The sequence below is a fragment of the Bradyrhizobium sp. NBAIM08 genome (genome assembly GCF_020193935.1).
GTDB classification, from domain to species: Bacteria; Pseudomonadota; Alphaproteobacteria; order Rhizobiales; family Xanthobacteraceae; genus Bradyrhizobium; species Bradyrhizobium yuanmingense.
Map to the genome: position 1 here is coordinate 178,986 of NZ_JADYVR010000006.1, position 22,214 is coordinate 201,199.

Here is a 22,214-nt window from a genome sequence, read left to right on the forward strand (position 1 = left end):
ACGCTGAAATTATTCGCAAAACTGCCGCCCGAAGCGCTTGAGGTCAGCATGGTCCGGGAATACGACCATCACTGGCCCATGCCAAGCCCGGACAAACGCCGTCTTTCGCTCCCGGGGTTCCCGGTCCACAAAAAGGGTGCAGAATGATCACCGGCCTCGATCACATCGTCGTTCTCGTAGGCGATATCGGCGCGGCCAAGGCGGCCTATCAGACGCTGCTCGCCCGCGCGCCGGCCTGGCAGAACTCGGGCGAGGGCGCCGACCGGGTGCTGTTCACCCTCGACAACGTGACCGTCGAGCTGATGGCCCCTCACGGCTTCAGCGTCACCGCCGACCGCATGCGCGCACTGCTCAGCGACCAGGAAGGCATCCTCGCCAGCCTGTGCTTTCGTGTCGCCGACATCGGCAAGATGCACCGGCGGCTGGAGCGGGTGGCCCTGAGGCCTGATACGGTCGCCGAGGTCGAGAGCAGCGACGCCGCCACCAACGCCGTGCTGCACTGGAAGCGCACGCGGGCCGCCACCGAGCTGACGCGCGGCGTGCGCATGTTCTTCCTGGAACTGGCCGACGAGCGTCCGAAGTCCGCCGTGACCGACATCGCGCCGATCGAGGGGCTCGACCACGTCGTCGTCACCACGGAGGATTCCGAGCGCGCCGCCGCGCTCTACGGCGCCCGGCTCGGTCTTGATCTCGCGCTCGACCGCTCGCACCAGGACTGGGGCCAGTTGATGTTCTTCCGCTGCGGCGACCTCATCGTCGAGGTGGTGCGCCGCCCGGTCGCGGGCGGCGATGCCGCGCATGACCGGCTCTGGGGCCTGAGCTGGCGGGTCGGCGACATCGACGCCACCCGCGCCCGCCTGATCGCGAGCGGACTCGACGTCAGCGAGGTGCGCACCGGCCGCAAGCCGGGGACGCGCATCATGACCGTGCGCAACGGCACCTGCGGAATCCAGACCGTGCTGCTGGAGCGTTCGCCGAAGCCGGTGGAGTGATTCTGTCATTCCGGGGCGATGCGTAGCATCGAACCCGGAATCCATTTCGCGGCTGACTCTGCCGCCCAATGGATTCCGGGCTCGCGCCAAGAGGCGCGCCCCGGAATGACGAACATTCTCAAACTCACGCTCGCGTGCTACACGCGTCTTGTCGGCACCCAGCGAGCACCCGGTTTGGCGAAGGCAAAGCGAACTCTGAAATGGCAGCGTGACCCCGAGGGGATGCGGCTGCGCATTCTCGAAGCCGCCAAGCAGGAGTTTTCCGCCCATGGCCTTGCCGGCGCGCGCGTCGACCGCATCGCCGCCAAGGCCGGCGCCAACAAGCGCATGCTGTACTATCACGTCGGCAACAAGGACGAGCTCTATCTCGCGGTGCTCGAAGGCGCCTATGACAAGATCCGCAGCGAGGAGCGGGGGCTCGACCTCGAACATCTCGATCCGCCCGAGGCGATCCGCCGCCTGATCGAGTTCACCTGGAACTACTTCCTGCGCAATCCCGAATTCCTCTCGCTGCTGCAGACCGAGAACCTCGCGCGCGCCAAGCACCTGAAGAAATCGACCAAGGTCAAGTCGATGCACTCGCCCTTCGTCGAGATGATCCGCACCGTGGTGCGCCGCGGCGTCGACAGCGGCGACTTCCAGGTCGCGGTCGACCCCGTGCAGCTCTACATCTCGATCGCAGCGCTCAGCTTCTTCTATCTCTCCAATTCGGCAACGCTGAGCGTGATCTTCGGCCGCGATCTCCTGGACAAGAAGGCCAAGGAGGAGCGGTTGGCGCATATGGTGGGCCTGGTGCTGGCCGCGCTGACGGGGCAATCCGCGGCGCTGTTCGAGATCGCGAAGACGCCGAAGTCGCGCGCCGCGGTCGTGCAGGCGGTGTAGCCCGTAGCCATGATGGGGCGCCTTGCTCCGTCATTGCGAGCGCAGCGAAGCAATCCAGACTGTCTCCGCGGAAAGATTCTGGATTGCTTCGCTGCGCTCGCAATGACCACGTGGAGGCGCGTGCACCTCACTCCGCCCCCGTGCCCCGACGCAGCGCAGCAACGCTTACATTGCAGCGCGTCCGGGACACGGAAGGCGATAGTCCCGTCCCAAAAGCTCCCGGAACCCCGAGCACAAAACGTCACAGGGAAAGCTCTGGACAGTATTTATCCAACGGGTTAATTTCTCCCCATAACGAAGAAGACTGCCGGGAGTGAAAATTGGCCGAGCCGAAGCCGCAAAACGCTGTTTCCAAGCTGCTGAATGCAGCCTGGGTTCGGCCGTTCTTGTTCCTGGTCTTCATCGTCGTCGCCTGGGATCTCGCGATCCGGCTGTTCAGAATCCCGGCCTACCAGATCCCGGCGCCGCTCGATCTCGTCGCCGTGCTGCGCACCGAATGGCCGGAGCTGCTGCGCCAGTCCTGGCCGACCACCTATGCGACCGTCTGCGGCTTCCTGCTGTCGGCGCTGTTCGGCATTCCCGTCGCGATGCTGATCGCGGGCTCGAAGACGGTGGAGAGCTACGTCTATCCACTGCTGGTGTTCTCGCAATCGGTGCCGAAGATCGCGATCGCCCCACTGTTTGTGGTGTGGTTCGGCTTCGGCATCATTCCCAAGGTGATCTCGGCGTTCCTGCTCGGCTTCTTCCCGGTCGTGGTCTCCGCGGTGCAAGGCTTCAAATCGGTCGATCCCGACATGGTCGATCTCGCCCGTGCCATGCAGGGCAGCCGCCTGCAGGTGTTCCGCGCGGTGAACCTGCCGCATGCGCTGCCGGCGATCTTCTCCGGTCTCAAAGTGTCGGTGACGCTGGCCGTGGTCGGCGCGGTGGTCGGCGAGTTCGTCGGCTCCAATTCCGGCATCGGCTACGTGATGCAGCGCTCGATCGGCACTTTCGACCTGCCGACGATGTTCGCGGCGCTGGTGATCCTGGCGCTGCTCGGCGTGGTCCTGTTCTGGATCGTCGACCGGGTCGAGAAGCTGGTCATTCCCTGGCATGTCAGCCAGCGCGAGGACATGATCTTTGCATCCTGACTAAAGCAACGAGCGGCCACCAACGGCCGACGCAACCAACGGCAAGGGAGAGAAACGATGAAGCGGTTGATTGGAGCTGCATCCGTAGCACTGATGGCGTTCGCAGCCATGCCGGCGCAGGCAGCCGACAAGGTCGTGCTGATGCTGAACTGGTACGTCTATGGCGAGCACGCGCCGTTCTATTACGGCAAGGCCAAGGGCATCTACGCCGCCGAAGGCATCGAGCTCGAGATCCAGGAAGGCCGCGGCTCGGCTGCGACCACGCAGGCGGTTGCCGCCAAGACCGCGGACTTCGGCTATGTCGACGTCCCCACCATGATGCGCGCCGCGATCAAGGGCGCGCCCGTGGTCGCAACCGGCGTGCTGCTGCAAACGAGCCCGATGTCCGCCATGGGCTTCGCCGACAAGAACATCAGGAAGCCTGAAGACATCAAGGGCAAGACGGTGGCGATCACGCCGGCCGATTCCATGACGCAGATCTGGCCGCTGTTCCTGAAGAAGACCGGCCTGAAGGAAAGCGACTTCAAGACCGTCGCCGGCGACGGCCAGACCAAGCTCAACGCCGTCATCAACGGCCAGGCGGATCTGTTGCTCGGCTACGTCATGGACCAGTCGATGAAGATCAAGGACGCCACCGGCAAGGATGTCTATCCGATCAAGTTCGCCGACTACGGCATCAACATGGTCTCCTCGGGCGTCATCGCCAACACCGACTACGTGAAGGCCAATGCGGACCTCGTCCGCCGCTTCATGTCGGCGACGACCAAGGCGGTCGAAGCTGCCGAGAAGGAGCCGAAGGCGGCGGCGCAATCGATCCTCGATGCCAACCCCAAGGGCGGCAAGATCGACACGCTGACGCAGGGTTTTGAGCTGACCATCCCGCTCTACCGGACCGCGGAGACCAAGGGCAAGCGTCCGTTCCAGGTCACCGAGCAGAACATGACCGAGACCGTCAACCTGCTGGTGGAATATGGCGGCCTAGACGCCAAGGCCAAGGAGAACCCGAAGGCCTTCTACACCAACGACTATCTGCCGAAGAGCGGCTCGTGAAACCTGCGACTGTCATGAGTGAAAACGCGCAGTCGGCCGCTCATCTGAGACTGGTGAGCGACCGGGCTGCCGGCGATGCGTCGGGCATCAAGCTGTCGGGCGTGTCGAAGACCTACCGGACGCGCGACGGCGATGTGCCGTCGCTGCGGCCGCTCGACTTCCACATCAATGACGGCGAGTTCTTCGTCGTGGTCGGCCCTTCCGGCTGCGGCAAGTCCACGTTGCTCAAATTGATCTCGGGCCTGCTGGCGCCGACCACGGGCGAGATCCTGGTCGAGGGCCAGAAGGTGACGACGCCGCACGGCAATGTCGGCATCGTGTTCCAGAACGCGCTGCTCTTGCCCTGGCGCAACATCCTCTCCAACGTGATGCTGCCGATCGACATGAAGCGCCTGCCGCGCCAGGAATATCTCGACCGCGCCAAGTCGCTGCTGAAGCTGGTCGGCCTCGAAGGCTTCGAGAAGAAGCTGCCCTGGCAGCTCTCCGGCGGCATGCAGCAGCGCGCCTCGATCTGCCGCGCGCTGGTGCACGATCCGAAGATCATGCTGATGGACGAGCCGTTCGGCGCGCTCGACGCGCTGACACGCGAGCGCATGAATGTCGAATTGATGCGGATCCAGCGCGAGACGAAGAAGACCGTGCTCCTGATCACGCATTCGATTCCGGAGGCCGTGTTCCTCGCCGACCGCGTGCTGGTCATGACCGAGCGCCCCGGCGCGATCGCCGCGATCTACGACGTGCCGCTGCCGCGCCCGCGCTCGCTCGACGCGATGGCCGACCCGGTGTTTACGGAGCTGGTGCAGCGCATCCGCAAGCATTTCTTCTCGCAAGGGGCGTTGGACTGAAACCATGTCCCCCCGCCTGAAGCTGCGAGACATCGCCTTCTTCGAACGTCCCGTGCAGTTCGCGCGGCCGTTCCGCTTCGGTGCGATCACGATCAACGCGACGCCGCAGCTGTTCGTGCGGGCCGAGATCGAGGTCGAGGGCCGGGGCACCGCCGTCGGTGCCAGCGCCGAGCTGCTGGTACCAAAGTGGTTCGACAAGCGGCCGGAGCTGTCCCCAGCGCAGACGGTGGACGAGTTGCGTCGCTCGCTGGAGATCGCGCGCGGACTCTATCTGGCACGGACCGGCTTCCAGACGGCGTTCGATCTGCATGCCTCCTGCATCGGTGCCCAGATCGCGACCTGCGCGAAGAAGAATATTCCGGCGCTGGCTGCGACTTATGGCACCGCGGAAATCGACAAAGCGATCCTCGACGCGCTGCTCCGCGGCGTGGAGAGCAGTTTCTTTGACGGGATGGCCGCGAACATCCCCAGCATCGATGCGGGGCTTTCTCCTGACCTGAGCGAGCGGGACATCAGGACGTTTCTCTCCGGACGGATGCCGCTGCAGCGTGTTGCCATAAGGCATACGGTCGGCCTTGACGACGTCGTAGAAGGCGAGGGCGGCGTTGTCGACCCGCGCGAGAATACCGGTGCGCGCTACTTCAAGCTCAAGCTGTCCGGCGATCCGGCTGCCGATGCGGCGCGGCTCACCCGGATCGGCAAGGAGCTCGACGCGCTCGGGCGCGACTACAAGGTGACGCTCGATGCCAACGAGCAATACGCTGATCTCGCCGCGTTACAGGCCCTGATGGACCGGCTCGATCATGACGCCACGCTGCGCCCGATCTCAACGCGCCTGCTCTATGTCGAACAGCCGATGCCGCGCGACATCACGCGGCAATCGCCGCTCGGCTCGCTCGCCGCGCGCGGCTTCATCATCGACGAGGCCGACGATTCCTATGACGCGTTCCCGGCAGCACGGGCGCTCGGCTATCGCGGCATCTCCTCGAAATCCTGCAAGGGACTTTACAAGTCCATCATCAACGCCACGCGTGCGGCGAAATGGAGCGCGGAAGGCGAAGCCTTCTTCATCACTGGTGAGGACCTCACCTGCCAGGCCGGCCTTGCCGTGCAGCAGGATCTTGCGCTCGGCGCCTTCCTTGGCGTCACCCACGCCGAGCGCAACGGCCACCATTACGTCGATGGCTTTGGTGAAACGCCCATAGCAGAAGCTCAGGCCTTCGCCGCCGCGCATCCCGATCTCTATGCCGATGCCGGGCGGGGTATCCGCCTCTCCATTCACGACGGCGATCTCCTGACGGGATCGCTTCATTGCGCGGGCTTCGCCTCGTCGGTCCATCCTGAATGGTCGACACTGCATCCGCTCGCACAGCCAACACCAATTCAGGAGCAATTGGCATGACCACCCAACGCCTCGGCCTCATCATGAACGGCGTCACCGGCCGCATGGGGCTCAATCAGCATCTGATCCGCTCCATCGTCGCAATCCGCGACCATGGCGGCGTCCGCCTGAAGAACGGCGACCGCGTCATGCCAGATCCGATCCTGGTCGGCCGCAGCGCCGACAAAGTCGAGGCGCTGGCCAAGCGCTACAACATTACCCGCTGGACCACCGATCTGGATGCCGCGCTCGCCGACAAGAACGACACCATGTTCTTCGACGCCGCGACGACGCAGGCGCGGCCCGGCCTGCTGACCCAGGCTATCAACGCCGGCAAGCATGTCTATTGCGAGAAGCCGATCGCGACGAATTTCGAGGAGGCGGTCGAGGTCGTGAAGCTCGCCAATGCCAAGGGCGTCAAGCACGGCACGGTGCAGGACAAGCTGTTTCTGCCGGGGTTGAAGAAGATCGCTTTCCTGCGCGATTCCGGCTTCTTCGGCCGCATCCTCTCGGTGCGCGGCGAGTTCGGCTATTGGGTGTTCGAGGGCGGCTGGCAGGAGGCGCAGCGGCCGTCCTGGAACTATCGCGACGAGGATGGCGGCGGCATCATCCTCGACATGGTCTGCCACTGGCGCTACGTGCTCGACAACCTCTTCGGCAACGTCCAGAGCGTCAGCTGCATCGGCAACACCGACATCCCCGAGCGCTATGACGAGCAGGGCCAGAAGTACAAGGCGACCGCGGACGATTCCGCCTACGCCACGTTCCAGCTGGAGGGCGGCATCATCGCCCACATCAACATGTCCTGGGTGACGCGGGTCTATCGCGACGACCTCGTCACCTTTCAGGTCGACGGCACGCTCGGCTCGGCGGTCGCGGGCCTCTCCGACTGCATGATCCAGGCGCGGCAGGCGACCCCGCGGCCGGTGTGGAATCCCGACGAGAAGCGGCTGCACGACTTCTACGGCGACTGGCAGAAGCTGCCGGATAACGTCACCTACGACAATGGTTTCAAGGAGCAGTGGGAAATGTTCATCCGCCACGTCTACGAGGACGCTCCTTACAAGTTCACGCTGCTCGAAGGCGCCAAGGGCGTGCAGCTGGCCGAATGCGCGCTGAAGAGCTGGAAGGAGCGCCGCTGGATCGACGTCGCGCCCATCAAGGTGTGACATTCCGATGCTCATGATTTCGTCATTGCGAGCGAAGCGAAGCAATCCAGACTGCCTCCGCGGAAAGACCCTGGATTGCTTCGTCGCTTCGCTCCTCGCAATGACGGAGAGAGGACCAAAATGAACAAGCCCGTCCAACCAATGTCATCCCTGTCGCTGAAGCTGCCCAAAGCCGATCGCTCGATCGAGACCTATCGGCTCGCGGCCTCGCGCACGTTCCCCGCAAAGCTCGAGGGGCCGCTGAACCGCATCGCCTTCTCGGCCGTGCACACGGTCGCCGATCCCTTCGCCGACAACGATCCCTGGCTGTCGGTTGCGGTCGACTGGGACAAGACTATCGCCTTCCGCGAGCACGTCTGGGACCTCGGCCTCGGCGTTGCCGAAGCCATGGACACCGCGCAGCGCGGCATGGGGCTGGACTGGCCGACCTCGCTGGAACTGATCACTCGCTCGGTCTCCGCCGCCAAGCGCCGCAACGCGCTGGTGTTCTCCGGTGCAGGCACGGATCATCTCGCGGTGGAGGACGCGAGAAACCTCGACGACGTCATCCGTGCCTATGAAGAGCAGATCTCGGCGGTGGAGAAAGTCGGCGGCCGCATCATCCTGATGGCCTCGCGCGCCCTCGCAAAACTCGGTCGCAATGCCGACGATTACGCCAAAGTCTATGACCGCGTGCTTTCGCAGGTCCGTGAGCCTGTCATCATCCACTGGCTCGGCGACATGTTCGATCCGGCGCTGGCGGGCTATTGGGGCACCAACGATCTCGACAAGGCCATGGACATTGCCGTCGCCATCATCAACGGCAACGCCGCCAAGGTCGACGGCGTCAAGGTTTCGCTGCTCGACAAGCAGCGCGAGATCGACATGCGTCGCCGCCTCGACAGCCGCATCAAGATGTACACCGGCGACGATTTCAACTACGCGGAGCTGATCGCCGGCGATAGCGAAGGTTTTTCACACGCGTTGCTCGGCATCTTCGATGCCATCGCGCCGGCGGCGTCCTACGCGCTGTCGCGGCTGGCGGCAGGCGACGAGGCCGGCTTCCACGACGTGCTTGGCCCGACGGTCCCGCTGTCGCGTCACATCTTCAAGGCGCCGACGCGCTTCTACAAGACCGGCGTCGTGTTCATGGCCTATCTCAACGGACACCAGGATCACTTCACCATGGTCGGCGGACAGCAGAGCACGCGTTCGACGTTGCATCTCGCCGAGCTGTTCCGTCTGGCCGACCAAGCCGGTCTGCTCGCCAACCCTGAACTCGCGACGCAACGGATGAAAACCGTGCTCGCCACCCACGGTATCGAATCCTGATGCGCGATTTTTCGTCCGACCACCGCTGGCTGTCGCTGAACACGGCGACCGTCCGGAAGCAGGGTGACCTCGTCGCCATCATCGAGGCCTGCGCGAAGCACGGCATCCGAGCCATCGATCCCTGGCGCGACCAGGTCGCGAACGTCGGTCTCGACCGCGTCGCGCGCGCGGTGCGCGAGGCTGGCCTTGATCTCTCAGGCTATTGCCGCGGCGGCATGTTCACCTCGGATGTCTCGCGCCGGGGCGAAGTGCGCGACGATAACAGGCGCTGTGTCGATGAAGCCAAGGCACTGGGCGCGCCCTGCATCGTCCTCGTTGTCGGCGGCCTGCCGCAATATTCGCGGTTGGGCAGTGAGGCTTCGAAGGATCTGGTGGCAGCGCGCGGGCAGGTCGAGGAAGCGCTCGCTGACATGCTCGACTACGCGAGGCAAGCCAAGCTGCCGTTGGCGATCGAGCCGTTGCATCCGGCCTATGCGGCCGACCGCGCCTGCGTGAACACAACCAAGCAGGCGCTCGATATCTGCGACCGGCTCGACCCCGGCCGCACCGGCATGCTCGGCGTCGCGCTCGACGTCTATCACATCTGGTGGGACCCGGAGCTGATGGACCAGATCGCACGCGCCGGCCGGGACCGCCTGCTGGCGTTCCATGTCTGCGACTGGCTGGTGCCGACCAGGGACATCCTCAACGACCGCGGCATGATGGGCGACGGCGTCATCGACATCAAATCGGTGCGTGCAGCGGTCGAAGCGCAGGGCTTTGCCGGCTATTCCGAGATCGAGATCTTCTCCAACGAATGGTGGGGCAAGCCGATGGACGAGGTGCTGAAGACCTGCATCCAGCGACATCGGACGGTGGTGTAGTTGCCTCGAGTGTCTCGTGAAAAGTCAGACGATTGCGCTATCATTGATTTTACCGTCGAATCCCGGACTATCACTCGTCAATTCGATCTGCGAAGCTCTGCCGACACAAATGCGCTTGCGACCAAGCAGGCGCGGAGGGAGGTTCGCAGTGGAGAAAGTGCGACGCTTGCGTGCGATGAGCTCACTCTGCCGTCAACAGGCCGCGTACCACAGCATGAACAAATGGAAGCTGCTCGCAGAGGCAGAATACTGGGATCATCTGGCTGACCTCGAGCTATCTTCCCATTTTCAACAATGCAACGCCATCGTCTTGAATGAGGTAGAGCAGCCTCAAGCGATCGCAGATGCGAAGTGCTGAGCGGAAGACGATTTCCGCCGCGTGAGGACAGAAAGGCCGTGTACTCATAAAAGGAAGTCGGGCTGATCGTCCAGAGCAGCACTGCTTGTGACCCACAGCGGAATTGCCTCGTGTTCAGATCCAATAACGCAAGTACAGGGTTGCCGTATCATCTGTGTGCTCGCTGTGCGGCAACGTCTGAAGCTTGAAAAGGCGCGCGATCATGATCGGGAAAGCTCCTCCATGAGCGCCTTGGCGGAACGAAGGTCCGGCGTTTCGAAGCCTTCCGTAAACCAACCGTAAACCGAGCCAAGAAGGCACCGCGCGTCGGCTATCCTACCCTGGTCGTGCCAAAGCCGAGCCAAACTCATTGCAGCACGTAATTCAAAGGACTTTGCGCTCTGGCTTTGGGCGACCTTGAGTGCAGTTTGCAAATACCCCTCGACCTCGTCAGCTGGAGCACCACCAATCCGGTGCAGTTCGCCATCGATGCATGCAAGTTCTGCCTCCCACATATGCTCGTCACTGCGCGCGGCAAGGACCTTTGCTTCGGCAAGGGCAGCGACGCCGTTGTCGTAGTCACCTAAGTGGAGGTAGGTGGCCGCGAGCATCCATAAGTACCGAACCTGGTACCAACTGGCTCCGAGCCTGTTCCGCTCGTTCAGACTGAGGCGCATGAGCGCCAGGCCGCCCTCCACGTTGCCCTCTTGGGCCATGGCCCAGCCCCGCAGGATGAGGCCGCTCTCGCGCCAATAGTTCAAGCTGTTCTGATCGGCGAGATCGATGATGGACTCGGCGTGCGCTTTGACGGCCGCCACGTCACCCATTAGCTCCGCAGTGGCCGCCCCGGCATAGACCTGCACATGCGCGGTAAGGTTCGTCTGATTCAACTCAATAGCGTATTGAGATGCGGCACGGCTAGTCCGCTGAGCCTGTTCGGGGTAACCCAGAATCCAAAGCACAATCGCCAAGTAGGGTAGCGCCGAGGCCTTTGGGTCATGTACGTAGTGCACAGGTGGCGGCCGATGCGCCTCCGGCTGATAGCGACTCAAGATCGTTTCGAACTCCGAGCGTGCGGTCAGAAACTCACCGGCATGCATGGCGGTGAGCGCAGCCAGACGATGCGCAGCTAGTTCCAGTGCTGTGTCCCTGGTGCGCTCGGCGGCGCGCTGCGTTTCGGCAACGAGGCTCTGCATGGCAGCAAAGTCGCCGCGCACGAAGTGGAAGATGAATTTGCCGCTAAGGGTGGAGAACAACGCACCCGTGTCATCGAGTTCATAGCAGAGCGCATGAGCCCTGTTGAAGGCTGTGCCAAGCTGCGGGGCCGTGTATCCGTGGATGGCAATCAGTGGACCTCCGATTGCTGTTTGCAAAGCGAGTTCCTGACGATCGCGCTCCGGGCCTGGTGGATTGGACTTGAGCGCCTCCAGCCCCCTTGTGAGATGAGTGATCGCTTCGAGATTTGCGGAACGCCCAGCCGCAATGCGGCCGGCCCGCAGCCAATAATCCACCGCCTTTCCTGCCAGTCCACCCTCGGTGAGATGCAGAGCGATCGTCTCCGGCTCCGCCTCCGCACGGGCAGGGTAATGTTGTTCGAGAGCTGCAGCTATGCGGGCATGGATCTGCTGCCGCTTGCTCTTTAAAAGACTCTCGTGCGCGATGTCCTGCACCAGCGCATGTTTGAAGCTGTAGCCAACATTCGGAGGCACGCCACGACGGAATATCAGTTCCGCCGCCAATAGATCATTGAGAGCATGCTGGAGCGCGTGTTCGTCGAGCGCCGTTACGGAGCGGAGAAGATCGTGTCCGAATTCGCGTCCGATGCAAGCTGCAATCTGGGCAACCTCCTTGACCGGCGCCAACCGATCAAGGCGGGCCATCAACGAGTCCTGCAGCGTCGTCGGAATCGCTAGCGGCGGCAGCGGGCCGATCAATTCATAGCGGCTGCCGTGGTCTTTGAGCAGTCCGGATTCGACGACGGCTTTGGTGAGCTCCTCGACGAACAACGGCACGCCGTCGGTCTTGGCCAGAATCTGCTCAAGCACCTCCTGAGGGAGTGTTTTGCCACCCGTGATCCGGTCAACGACTGCCGCCCCTTGCCGACGTCCCAGCCGGCTTAGAAAGAGCGCTGTCACATGTCCATGACCCGTCCAGCGCGGAATGAACTCGGGCCGGAAGGTAACGATCATCAAAATTGGAAGTCGCTGCACCTCGTCGACGAGCCGATCGAGGAATTCGAGCATAGTAGGGTCCGCCCAATGGACGTCCTCGTAGACGGCAAGCACTGGCTGTCTTGCCGCTAAGCCTTGTATCTGTTCCAGAAGGGCCTGGAAGGTTCGCTCCTTCTTCTGGTGCGGACTGAGTGCAAGAGGCGGGTATCTCTCCCCGGTCGGGATTGCCAAGAGATCCGCGAGAACCGGCGCGCTCTCATGCACATCGTCCGCACCAAGCGCGAGCATGGCCTCGAGTTTATCGAGCTGTTCGTCGGAAGCGTCCTCCCGCCGTATTGCCGCTGCCCGTTCAAGGAGGCCAACGACGGGATATAGAGCGGTGTTGGTATGAAATGGTGAACAGAAATGACTCAGCGGCGTGTGCGGCACACGGGCGACCTGGTCGCGTAAGGCTCGCACGAGCCGCGACTTGCCAATGCCGGCTTCGCCGCCGAGCAGGACGATCTGTCCTTCCCGCTCTTTCGCCCGCTCCCAGCGATCCAGGAGCAATGCAAGTTCTTCATTCCGTCCGACCAGTGCGGTCGTTGCCAAGCCATGCCGAGCCTCGAACCTGCTCTCTGCCGCGCCTTCACCAATGACAAGCCACGCCTGCACCAGTTCCGGGAAACCTTTGAGAGGCACCGTGCCGAGGTCGCGGTACGTGAAAGCTTCGCCGAGTAGGCGGCGGGTCGATTCCGCAATCACCACATCACTTGGGTTGGCCAGATCTTGCAGTCGGGCTGCTAGGTTTGGTGTTTCGCCGATGACTGCACGCTCGCGAGCCTCTCCCTCGCCAATCAACTCGCCGACGACGACCAGACCGGTTGCGATGCCGACGCGAGCGGCGAGCGTTGCACCACTCGGTTCGGTAAGCGATGCGACCGCCTTGGTCACTCGAAGCCCAGCGCGAACGGCGCGCTCCGCCTCATCTTCGTGCGCCCGCGGCCAGCCGAAATAAGCGAGAACGCCATCGCCCAAGAACTTGGCTATGTGGCCTTCGAATCGGTCGATCTCGCCGACCACGGTGTTGTGGTAAGCCTGCAAGAGGTCACGCAGCTCCTCGGGATCGCGCCCTGAAGCAAGTGCCGTCGAGCCGACCAGGTCGACGAACATGACCGTGAGCTGTCGACGCTCCGCGTCCGAAGGGATCGATGGCTTCACGTAGTTGGCAGGTCGATTGGCCTCGACCGCCACCGGGGTGATCGGTGGAGCGAGTGCATGGATTGCTCTTAGCACAGCCTTGCGCGGGCCGAGTGGCAAGCCAAGCTCCCGCAGGTCGGCTTCAGTCAGTTCTGGCAAAACCTCGGACGTGATTTCAGCGTCACAAAAGGTCTTTATGTAGCGCTCCAGCCCGAGACCGCGAAGCCATTGCGCGATATCCACGAGAAGCCTCCTCGTGCCGGATCAGGCGACGGTCAGCTCAATTGAAAGTATGCAACTTCAGCTTCAGCGAACCATCTGCCTGACGCTCAAACACGTGGGTTGCGATCCCGCCTGCAGGTTGGCTGGCGCCATCCGCTGTCTTACCGTTGGCGCTCCAATGGGCCGTGCCGTAGACGATCTTCTCATCTCCGCCGGCGTCGATGACGACCAACCTGTGATCGGTGAATCCGCTTGAAAACAGCCCAGCAAAGAAGCTCTCGATCTCTGTCGGACCGGATATCACCTGATGCGTTGGCGGCAACAATTTGGCGTCTGGCACGTAAGTCGCCGCGATAGCCCTGGCATCTGCTTTGTTGAATGCTGAATCCCACGCGGCGTACGCCGCAGCAATGTCGTGTCTTATGGAGGAAGCTAAGGCTGTCATGATCCCTCCCTCAAACGCGGGCTTGCTTTCGTTGGAGAACGATAACGTCACCTGACGTCGTTCGACCGCTGCAAACTGCAACGAGGGAACGCGACGCCTTCATTGGGCTGCGACCTGTTGCAGTCTGTTGAAGCGCGCCTTCTGCTCGCTGCTCAGCGTGGCATAGAACTCGTCCAGGGCGGGTTCGACCAGCTTGGCGGCCGTCAGCATGGCCTCGAGCCGATGCTGCATCGTCTCCAGCCGTCCGACAGGTGTCAGCGGCGCATCGTTCGGACAGGCCGCCTGTAGGCCCTCAACGCCCTTCGCCGTCGCTTCGCTGAGGCGGTCGAGCGCCTCCTTCTGCTTGCCGGCTGGGTGGAGCACAGCCTCGATCCTCTGGATCGGCAACTGCGTCAGCCCGGACTTCGGATCGCCACAGCCCTCGCTACTCGCCTCCTGCTGCTGCGGCGAGCGCTCGCCGACATTGGGGCCAAGCGCGTTGAAGCGGGCCTGCTGCTCGTCACTGAGCGAGTTGTAGAAATTCTCCAGTGCCGGTCGAACGATCTTGACGGCTTCAAGCGTCGCGCTGATGCGGTTCATCATCGCGCGCAAGCGGCCAGGGGGAGTCAGTGCATAAGTCTCCGCGCAGGAATCCTTGAACACACCGGCAGCGTTGGCCGCCGCCGTCTTCAGCTCGTCCAACAATGCGCGTTGCTCCGGCGTCGGCCGCACCGCCTGTGCGATATCGGCAAGCGGCCAGGCGGTCACGCCCTTGTCCGGCGTGGCACACAATTGCTGAAGCGTCTGCGGGCTCACGCTGGCACGCTGGCGCGCGCGGTAGCCGCCGCCGGCTTGAGGGTAGTCATACGAGTTGGTGCTGGCATAAGCGGAGTAGGGGCCGTCACCGCCCCAGAACACGGTGTCGACGAAGTCGTCATAGGCGTACGCCCAATATCCGGGCTCGTAGCCATAGGACCAGAATGTGTAGTTGAAGATGTCGGAATAGGCGTAAGGCCAGAACACGGGCCCAAGCCAAGCCACGAACACCGCGGGATGACGGTGACGCCAGGCCTGCCGGGGTGCCCAGCCGCTTTGGCGCGTGACGAGAGCCGCTTGGGTCAGCGCAGTGGACTGCTCGCGGAAGCGTTCCGCAAACCGTCCGCGCTCGGCGGCCTGCGCAGCGGCTGCAAGTGCCGGAGCGCGCTCCGCCGGAGCCTGCAGCCCAAGCCGCTGCTGGCGCGCCAGGTCAATTTGCTGCGCGCGCTGCTCTCGGCCAAGCAAGCGGTTTTGCGCCTGGAGCATTCGCTGCTGCGCCCGTTGCGCTTGCACGCCTTCGGGCTTTTGCGACTGCAATTGCTGCACCCGCTGCTGCAGGCGTTCGATGCGGGCCTGGCGCTCCGTCGTCTGGCGCGACAGCATGTCGCGCTGCCGCTGCTCGACGTGCTGCGAGCGCTGTTGCACGCGTTGCTCGCGCTCAAGAAGACGGCTCTGCGACTGCAGCAGCCGTTGCTGCTGTTGCTGCGCACTTGCGCCTTCCGGTTTCTGCGATTGCAGTTGCTGCACGCGCTGCTGCAAGCGGTCGATGCGGTCTTGGCGTTCCGCGGATTGGCGCGAAAGCATCTCACGCGGCGGTCCCGAACGCTCGCTCACGGCCGGGGGTGCACTTGGGCGGGAAGGGGCGGCGATCTGCGGCGTCGGCCGCGGCGCCATGGCCGGACGTTGCGGCGCTGCCGGCGGGCGATGGATTTCGCGCCGGGGCGCTGCCACCTGCGGGGCGGCTCGGGGGGCACTGATTTGTGGGGTCGGACGCGGTGGCGGTGAGGCGATGTGGGGCGCCGGACGTGGCGCCATCGCCGGTCGCTGCGGCATGGCTGGCGGCGCGGCGGGACGCGCCATGGCTGGCGGAGCCGCCGGACGCGCCATGGCTGGCGGAGCGGCCGGACGTGCCATGGCTGGCGGTGCTGCTGGCGGTGCGGCTGGACGAGCCATAGCCGGTGGTGCTGCCGGGCGGGCCATGGCCGGTGGTGCTGATGGCGGCGCTGCGGCTGGTCCTGGTGGTCCTCCACCCCGTCCGTGTCCGAGAGGTCCCTGGGCTGGCGCGCTCGTCGTCAGCATCGAGACGCCAACCAAAACAGCCGTCAGGCAAACGCCACGCGGAAGCATGATCCTAGCTCCCAACTCGTAATCGCCCACGACTTTCAACGCACAGACTGTGGAATCGTTCGTCCTGGGCCACGGCCGGCGTTGCGATCTTCCGACGCAGCCAGTCTCAAGAGAAATCCTGCGTCAGGATCGCGGCGAACCGCTCCAGCGCCCAGTCGACCTGGTCGCTTGTGATCACCAGCGGCGGGGCGATGCGGATCGTATGCTCATGGGTATCCTTGGCGAGGATGCCCTTGGCCTGGAGCGCCTCGCAATAGCGGCGTGCCAGCCCGGCCTCGGGATGCAGCTCGACCGCCAGCATCAGGCCGCGCCCGCGCACCTCGCGGATCGTATTGGCGCGAATGTCCTTCAAGCCCTCCAGAAAGCGCGCGCCTTGCCTCGCCGCGTTCTCGATCATGCCTTCCTCGACCAGCACGCGCATCGCCGCGCGGGCCACGGCGCAGGCAAGCGGGTTGCCGCCGAAGGTGGAGCCGTGCTGCCCGGGTCGCAATGTCCCGAGCACGTCGTTGTTCGAGAGCACGGCCGAGACAGGATAGAAGCCGCCGGACAGGGCCTTGCCGAGCAGCGTCACGTCCGCCTCAATTCCCTCGTGCTGTTCGGCGAGCAGCTTGCCGGTGCGGCCGAGCCCGGTCTGGATCTCGTCGAGCACCAGCATCACGTTGTTGGCGGTGCAGAGCTCCCGGACCTCAGTGAAATAGCCGGCCGGAGGAATGACGACACCGGCTTCGCCCTGGATCGGCTCGACCAGAAAGGCGACCGTATTTGGGGTGATTGCTCCCGCAAGCGCCGCGGCGTCGCCGAACGGGATGACCTTGAAGCCCGGCGCGAACGGCCCGAAGTGTCCGCGTGTCTCGGGGTCGGTTGAAAAGCCGACGACGCCCAGCGTGCGTCCGTGGAAATTGTTGGCACAGACGATGATCTCGGCCTGGCCGTCCGGCACGCCCTTCACCTCGTAGCCCCATTTGCGGACCGACTTGATCGCGCTTTCCACCGCCTCGGCGCCGCTGTTCATCGGCAGCACTTTGTGGGAACCGGTGAGCGCGGCGATCTCCTCGTAGAACAAGGCGAGCTGGTCGTTGTGGAAGGCACGCGAGGTGAGCGTCAGCCTGTGCGCCTGTTCGACCATCGCCGCCAGGATCTTGGGATGGCAGTGGCCCTGGCTGACCGCCGAATAGGCCGAGAGGCAATCGAGGTACCGGTTGCCTTGGGTGTCCCAGACCCAGACACCTTCGCCGCGCGACAGGACGACCCCGATCGGCTCGTAATTACGGGCCCCGAAGCGCGCTTCTGTCGCGATGAAATCAATGACCGACGAGCTCATCTGCCGTCACTCCATTGCTGCGCGCGGGGGCGTCAATCGACTGCACCAGCGGGTCGCGCCCAAATGAATGTGGGTATCGGTTTGTCAGCTCGGAAGCCTTGATGCGCCGATGGCGCGGCGCGGCCTGATAGTCCCGAAATGTCAGGTGGTTCTGCCGGGCCACAGGGCACCGTTCCGCGACCCAGGCTCTACTGTGCATGGGGTTGTTTTCGCAGTTTGGTTGCCGGCCCCTCAGCCAAGCGCGCAGGGCACGCTCAAAAAGCCGCGGAACCGGACCCGTCCGCCGCGCACTGGCGGGCCGCTGACGGCATAGTTCGGAAAGCGCGCCAGGAAGCGCGAGATCGCAATCGCCCCCTCCAGCCGCGCCAGCGCCATGCCCGCGCATTGATGCGCGCCGGTGGCGAAGGCGAGGTGCCGGTTCGGCGTGCGCGCGATGTCGAAACGCTCGGGGTCGGGAAACTGCGCGGGGTCGCGATTGGCAGCCCCGATGCACAGCGTCACCGACGTGCCGGCATCGAGCATGACGCCGCCGAGCTCGACCTTCTCGGTGGTCATGCGGTTGCCGAGCTGGTTGGAGCTCTCGTAGCGCAACATCTCCTCGACCGCAGTCTTGATCATGTCCGGGTTCTCGATCAGGCGCTGCTTCTGGTCGGGATGGCGGTCGAGCGCCACGAGGCCGTTGCCGATCAGGTTGGTGGTGGTCTCGTGGCCGGCATTGAGCAGGAAGATGCAATTGTGCAGCAGCTCCTTCTCGGTCAGCCGCTCGCCGTTCTCTTCCCCCTGGATCAAACGCGTCAGCACGTCGCGCTCGGGATTGCCCGGCTTCGCGCGCCGCCGCGACACCAGCGTCTGCAGATAAGCGAGGAAGTCCGCCACCGCCTTGTTGCCGCGCGCAGCTACTTCGGGCGACACTACGGGTTCGAGAGCACCCAGGATCGCCAGCGACCAGTCGCGCAGCGGCCCGCGCTCCTCGTGAGGCACGTCGAGCAGGTTGCCGATCACCTCGATGGGAATCGAAGCGGCAAAATCCTCGATCAGTTCGCAAGCGCCCTTGGTTTCGATGGCATCGAGCAGGCCGTCGACCAGCTTGATCAGGTCCCCCTCCATGCTGGCGATCGCGCGCGGCGACAGCGCGCCCATGATCAGGCGGCGGACGCGGGTATGGGACGGCGGATCGTTGAACACGAGGCTCGTGGTGTGGTGCTCGTAGAGCGGGGTGTCGCCGTATTTCGGCGCGAACTCGCGCTTCTTGTCCGAGCTGAACGACTTAGTGTTCTTGTAGGTGGTGACGAGATCATCGTAGCGGGTCAGGAACACGGTGCCGTTGCGCAGGCGCTTGACCGGCTCGTTCTCCCGCAGTGCACGATAGGTCGGATAGGGGTTGTCGTAGAACTCCGGCGTCAGCTTCTCGAGGTCGAAGCTTGCGGCCAGCGCCTTCGCATCTGCGTTCATCCCGTTATACTCGCCGGTTAAAGCCGATATGCCGTTTTTGTTGTTCTGGTCGGCGCATGCATGCGTCTACAGTCTTTCTACCTTGCTAGCCGACCGGACAGGAAAATGCACGCACGCGCTGACGCTGCCGACACGGCGCCGAACTGGCCCGACGATATTTTCGCGACCCTCCAGCGCTTCGACGTTCGGCAGGTGCCTTATGTTCCGGACGCCGGTCATTCCAAGCTGATCCAGCGCGTATTGGCCTCCTCCACCATGCGCGGCATTGCGCTGACGACGGAGGAGGAAGGCGTGGCGCTGCTCGCCGGCGCCTGGGCGGGCGGACAGCGCGGCGTGCTGCTGATGCAATCGAGCGGCGTCGGCAATTGCATCAACATGCTGTCGCTGATCCCGATCCTGCGCTTTCCGTTCCTCACGCTCGTGACGATGCGCGGCGAGTGGGGCGAGTTCAATCCGTGGCAGGTGCCGATGGGCTCGACCACGCAAGGCGTGTTCGAGCTCTCCGGCGTCAAGGTGCTGCGCGCCTCGCACGCTGCCGAGGTGCCTGCCGTCTTGGAAGCGGCCGCGGCGCAGGCCTACAACGCGTTGACGCCAACCGCCGTCCTTCTGTCGCAGCGCCTGATCGGCGCCAAGGTTTTCACCAAATGAGCAAGGCCAATCTCCTCGACCGCCGGCAGGTGGTGTCCACGTTGCTGGCGAACCGCAAGAACGTCGTCGCGATCGGCGGCCTTGGCGCTTCCACCAACGACATGTGCGCCGCCGGCGACCACGCCCGCAACTTCTACCTCTGGGGCGGCATGGGCGGCGCCGCGATGATCGGGCTGGGTCTGGCGCTGGCGCAGCCGAAGCTGCCGGTATTGGTCATCACCGGCGACGGCGAGATGCTGATGGGCATGGGCAGCCTTGCCACCATCGGCCTGCAGAAGCCGGCCAACCTCTCGATCGCAGTGCTCGACAACGAGGCCTATGGCGAGACCGGCGGCCAGACCAGCCACACCTCCGCCGCCGCCGACCTCGTCGGCATCGCCAGGGCTTGCGGCATTAAGGACAGCCGGGCTGTCACGACCATGGCCGAAGTCGAAGCCTTCGCCAAAGCCGTCCACGACGTCTCTGCGGGTCCGCGCTTTGCCAATGTGAAGATCGACAGCGCCGGCCTGGAGCGGATTCTGCCGACGCGGGACGGGACCTACATCGTCAACCGGATCCGTGCTGACCTGGGCTTCCAGCCGATCTAGGCGGTCCGGCAATCCCTTGCTGAACGTCTGCACGCGGGCCGTGCAGGCTCGGCCAATTTCCATTGATTCTAGGTCGCACGCAGGTTGCGATGCAACATAGTGCTTGACTCCTGCGTGGGTGAGTGCTTACTCACCCAGCATGAGCTCATTGCGTATGACGAGCGACCTGAGGCGTCAATTGATCCTCGGCGCCGCAAAGCGCTGCTTTGCCCGACACGGCTATAACGGCACCACGACCAAGAGCGTGGCGGCCGCCGCTGCCATTTCTGAAGCGCTGCTGTTCAAGCATTTCCCGTCCAAGGCGGCGCTCTACGCCGAGATCCTCAGCGACGAATGCGAGGCGGATCCCGCTCTGATGGAGCTGCTCGAGCGCGAGCCGTCGACGGCTACGCTGGTCGAGGTGATCCGCGGCATGGTCGAACACTTCCTCCAGATCGCTGACGGTCCCGATCAGGAAGAGGCCCAGCGCCTGCGGCTAATGGCCACGAGCCATTTGGATGACGGCGAATTCGCCCGATTGCTGTATGCCAAGATCGAGACGCTGATCGGCGCTGTCTTCGTCGCCTCGCTCGAGCGTGCGGTTGCGAGCGGTGACGCGCGGCCCTGCGCTGGCGATCCGCTCAACCTGTTCTGGTTCGCGCATCATGCGGTGATGACCGCGGCGCTGACCAGGCTGCCGGCCACGCCCTGTCTTGCTTACGGCAGGGCGACCGACCTGGAGCGGCAGCTCTGTGAGTTTCTCCTGAGGGGTATCGGACTTAACGACGCCGCAATTGCTTCGCATCTGGGCCGCAATCAGGCCGCGGATGCGAACCGGGCGGCGATTGCAGAAAGTGCATGACATGAACATCGTGGCCGAAAACAAGATTTCGGGGCAACCGATCGACAACAAGGCTCCCAAGCGTCCGGTCCGGCCAGTGCGCTGGTTCATCATAGTTGGCACGCTTCTGGCCGTGCTCGTCGGAGGGCTCGTCTGGTTCAATTACTTCCGCGGCCAGATGATCAAGCAATTCTTCGCCAACAACAAGCCGCCGCCGACCGCTGTCAGCGCGGCCGAGGCGAAGTCCGAGGTGGTGCCGAACCTGCTCACCGCGGTCGGCAGCCTCGTCGCCGTGCATCAGGTCGACGTCAGCGCCGACGTCAACGGCCGTGTCACCGCCATCAAGTTCGAGCCGGGCACGCGCGTCGAGGCCGGCACGCCGCTGGTGCAACTGTTCGACGCGCCCGAGCAGGGCGATCTCGCCAATTACAAGGCGCAAGCGACCGTCGCGCAGCTGTCGCTTGAACGCGCCAAGCAGCTGGCCTCGCGCCAGTTCGGTCCGCAGGCGACCGTCGATACCGCGCAGGCTGCCTATGACCAGGCCCAGGCGGGCATCGCCAAGACCGAGGCGTTGATCTCGCAGAAGCTGGTGCGCGCGCCGTTCGCCGGCGATCTCGGCATGCGCAAGGTCGAGGTCGGCCAGTATCTGACCGCCGGCACGGCGATCGTGTCGCTGACCGATCTGTCCGAGCTGTGGGCCAACTTCACGGTGACGGAAAAGGATTCCGGCAGCCTCAAGGTCGGCCAGGTCGTGCGGTTGAAGGTCGACGCCTATCCGGGCCGCACCTTCGAGGGCAAGATCACCACGATCGAGCCCCAGATCTCGACCGATACTCGCAACATCCGCGTGCAGGCCACGATTGCCAATCCGGAGAAGATCCTGAAGCCCGGCATGTTTGTCACCACGACCGTGGTGCTGCCGGAAAAGCCGGCCGTGATCACGGTGCCTGAAACGGCAGTCGATTACACGCTGTACGGCGACTCGGTGTTCGTGATCACCGAGAAGAAGGAAGAAGACGGCAAGACCAGCCTGTCGGCGGTGCGCACCTTCGTGCAGACCGGCAACCGGGTCGAGGGTCGCGTCGAAATCGTCAAGGGCCTGAAGGTAGGCGACAAGGTCGTCGCTCTCGGCCAGCTCAAGCTGCAATCAGGCGCGCCGGTATCGATCTCGACCGATCCGGCCCCGCAGATCCCGGCGCAGCCGCCGCGCTACTGACAATATCCTCGCGTGATCCGGCCCGGCCGGATCACGCGTCTTGAAAAAAGA

At 63.9% G+C, this 22,214-nt stretch carries 19 protein-coding genes; 14 read left to right on the plus strand and 5 right to left on the minus strand.

Annotated elements, in window-relative coordinates; all coding sequences use genetic code 11:
• The first annotated feature begins 143 nt into the window (after window positions 1–143).
• The 9 genes from I6F37_RS21825 (at window position 144) to I6F37_RS21865 (ending at window position 9,623) form a co-directional block, all read left to right on the plus strand.
• On the plus strand, window positions 144–992 hold the full coding sequence (locus I6F37_RS21825; protein WP_225152645.1) for a VOC family protein: 849 nt from the start codon (window positions 144–146) through the stop codon (window positions 990–992).
• A gap of 174 nt (window positions 993–1,166) precedes the next feature.
• Window positions 1,167–1,874 carry a TetR/AcrR family transcriptional regulator gene (locus tag I6F37_RS21830; protein WP_193375190.1) on the plus strand — a complete coding sequence of 236 codons (708 nt, stop codon included), beginning with the start codon at window positions 1,167–1,169 and terminating at the stop codon, window positions 1,872–1,874.
• A 320-nt stretch (window positions 1,875–2,194) separates the two neighbouring features.
• Window positions 2,195–3,004, plus strand: coding sequence for an ABC transporter permease (locus I6F37_RS21835; protein ID WP_225152647.1), 810 nt, complete (start codon window positions 2,195–2,197; stop codon window positions 3,002–3,004).
• A 57-nt stretch (window positions 3,005–3,061) separates the two neighbouring features.
• On the plus strand, window positions 3,062–4,054 hold the full coding sequence (locus tag I6F37_RS21840; protein ID WP_225152649.1) for an ABC transporter substrate-binding protein: 993 nt from the start codon (window positions 3,062–3,064) through the stop codon (window positions 4,052–4,054).
• Between the two features lie 14 nt (window positions 4,055–4,068).
• Window positions 4,069–4,899: an ABC transporter ATP-binding protein gene (locus tag I6F37_RS21845; RefSeq protein ID WP_197424383.1), complete on the plus strand. Its 831-nt coding sequence runs from the start codon at window positions 4,069–4,071 to the stop codon at window positions 4,897–4,899.
• 4 nt (window positions 4,900–4,903) lie between these two features.
• A complete protein-coding gene (locus I6F37_RS21850) occupies window positions 4,904–6,301 on the plus strand; it encodes a hypothetical protein (RefSeq protein ID WP_225152650.1) in 1,398 nt (465 codons plus the stop codon).
• The gene (locus I6F37_RS21855; protein WP_225152652.1) at window positions 6,298–7,449 is read left to right on the plus strand and encodes a Gfo/Idh/MocA family protein; all 1,152 of its coding nucleotides are present in this window, start codon (window positions 6,298–6,300) and stop codon (window positions 7,447–7,449) included. The genes I6F37_RS21850 and I6F37_RS21855 overlap by 4 nt, the downstream gene beginning before the upstream one ends.
• Window positions 7,450–7,569: 120 nt before the next feature.
• Window positions 7,570–8,760, plus strand: coding sequence for a dihydrodipicolinate synthase family protein (locus I6F37_RS21860; protein ID WP_225152654.1), 1,191 nt, complete (start codon window positions 7,570–7,572; stop codon window positions 8,758–8,760).
• Window positions 8,760–9,623 carry a sugar phosphate isomerase/epimerase gene (locus I6F37_RS21865; RefSeq protein WP_225127391.1) on the plus strand — a complete coding sequence of 288 codons (864 nt, stop codon included), beginning with the start codon at window positions 8,760–8,762 and terminating at the stop codon, window positions 9,621–9,623. Before I6F37_RS21860 ends, I6F37_RS21865 begins: the two co-directional genes overlap by 1 nt.
• A gap of 558 nt (window positions 9,624–10,181) precedes the next feature.
• On the opposite strand, the gene I6F37_RS21875 is transcribed toward I6F37_RS21865, so the two are convergent.
• The 3 genes from I6F37_RS21875 to I6F37_RS21885 form a co-directional block, all read right to left on the minus strand.
• Window positions 10,182–13,553, minus strand: a complete 3,372-nt coding sequence (locus I6F37_RS21875; RefSeq protein WP_225152658.1) for an adenylate/guanylate cyclase domain-containing protein — start codon at window positions 13,551–13,553, stop codon at window positions 10,182–10,184.
• Window positions 13,554–13,590: 37 nt separating this feature from the next.
• The gene (locus I6F37_RS21880) at window positions 13,591–13,977 is read right to left on the minus strand and encodes a DUF4440 domain-containing protein (RefSeq protein ID WP_051056878.1); all 387 of its coding nucleotides are present in this window, start codon (window positions 13,975–13,977) and stop codon (window positions 13,591–13,593) included.
• Window positions 13,978–14,076: 99 nt separating this feature from the next.
• Window positions 14,077–15,666 (minus strand): Spy/CpxP family protein refolding chaperone, encoded by a 1,590-nt coding sequence (locus I6F37_RS21885; RefSeq protein WP_036004698.1) that lies wholly within the window; start codon window positions 15,664–15,666, stop codon window positions 14,077–14,079.
• Window positions 15,667–15,773: 107 nt separating this feature from the next.
• Here I6F37_RS21885 and I6F37_RS21890 point away from each other — a divergent pair, with 107 nt between their 5' ends.
• Window positions 15,774–15,947 carry a hypothetical protein gene (locus tag I6F37_RS21890; protein WP_158284420.1) on the plus strand — a complete coding sequence of 58 codons (174 nt, stop codon included), beginning with the start codon at window positions 15,774–15,776 and terminating at the stop codon, window positions 15,945–15,947.
• Window positions 15,948–16,225: 278 nt separating this feature from the next.
• Here the strand turns inward: I6F37_RS21890 and rocD are convergent, their stop codons facing one another.
• Window positions 16,226–17,440: an ornithine--oxo-acid transaminase gene (gene rocD, locus I6F37_RS21895; RefSeq protein WP_036004707.1), complete on the minus strand. Its 1,215-nt coding sequence runs from the start codon at window positions 17,438–17,440 to the stop codon at window positions 16,226–16,228.
• A 231-nt stretch (window positions 17,441–17,671) separates the two neighbouring features.
• The gene (locus I6F37_RS21900) at window positions 17,672–18,892 is read right to left on the minus strand and encodes a cytochrome P450 (protein WP_036004710.1); all 1,221 of its coding nucleotides are present in this window, start codon (window positions 18,890–18,892) and stop codon (window positions 17,672–17,674) included.
• Window positions 18,893–18,997: 105 nt separating this feature from the next.
• On the opposite strand from I6F37_RS21900, the gene I6F37_RS21905 reads away from it, so the two are divergent.
• The 4 genes from I6F37_RS21905 to I6F37_RS21920 all read left to right on the plus strand — a co-directional run bounded on the left by I6F37_RS21905 (window position 18,998) and on the right by I6F37_RS21920 (window position 22,163).
• The gene (locus tag I6F37_RS21905) at window positions 18,998–19,540 is read left to right on the plus strand and encodes a phosphonopyruvate decarboxylase (RefSeq protein WP_036004713.1); all 543 of its coding nucleotides are present in this window, start codon (window positions 18,998–19,000) and stop codon (window positions 19,538–19,540) included.
• Window positions 19,537–20,127, plus strand: a complete 591-nt coding sequence (locus I6F37_RS21910; protein ID WP_109144521.1) for a thiamine pyrophosphate-dependent enzyme — start codon at window positions 19,537–19,539, stop codon at window positions 20,125–20,127. Before I6F37_RS21905 ends, I6F37_RS21910 begins: the two co-directional genes overlap by 4 nt.
• A 139-nt stretch (window positions 20,128–20,266) precedes the next feature.
• Window positions 20,267–20,968 carry a TetR/AcrR family transcriptional regulator gene (locus I6F37_RS21915; protein ID WP_063822469.1) on the plus strand — a complete coding sequence of 234 codons (702 nt, stop codon included), beginning with the start codon at window positions 20,267–20,269 and terminating at the stop codon, window positions 20,966–20,968.
• A 1-nt stretch (window position 20,969) separates the two neighbouring features.
• Window positions 20,970–22,163: an efflux RND transporter periplasmic adaptor subunit gene (locus I6F37_RS21920; protein WP_036004727.1), complete on the plus strand. Its 1,194-nt coding sequence runs from the start codon at window positions 20,970–20,972 to the stop codon at window positions 22,161–22,163.
• The last annotated feature ends 51 nt before the right edge of the window (window positions 22,164–22,214 follow it).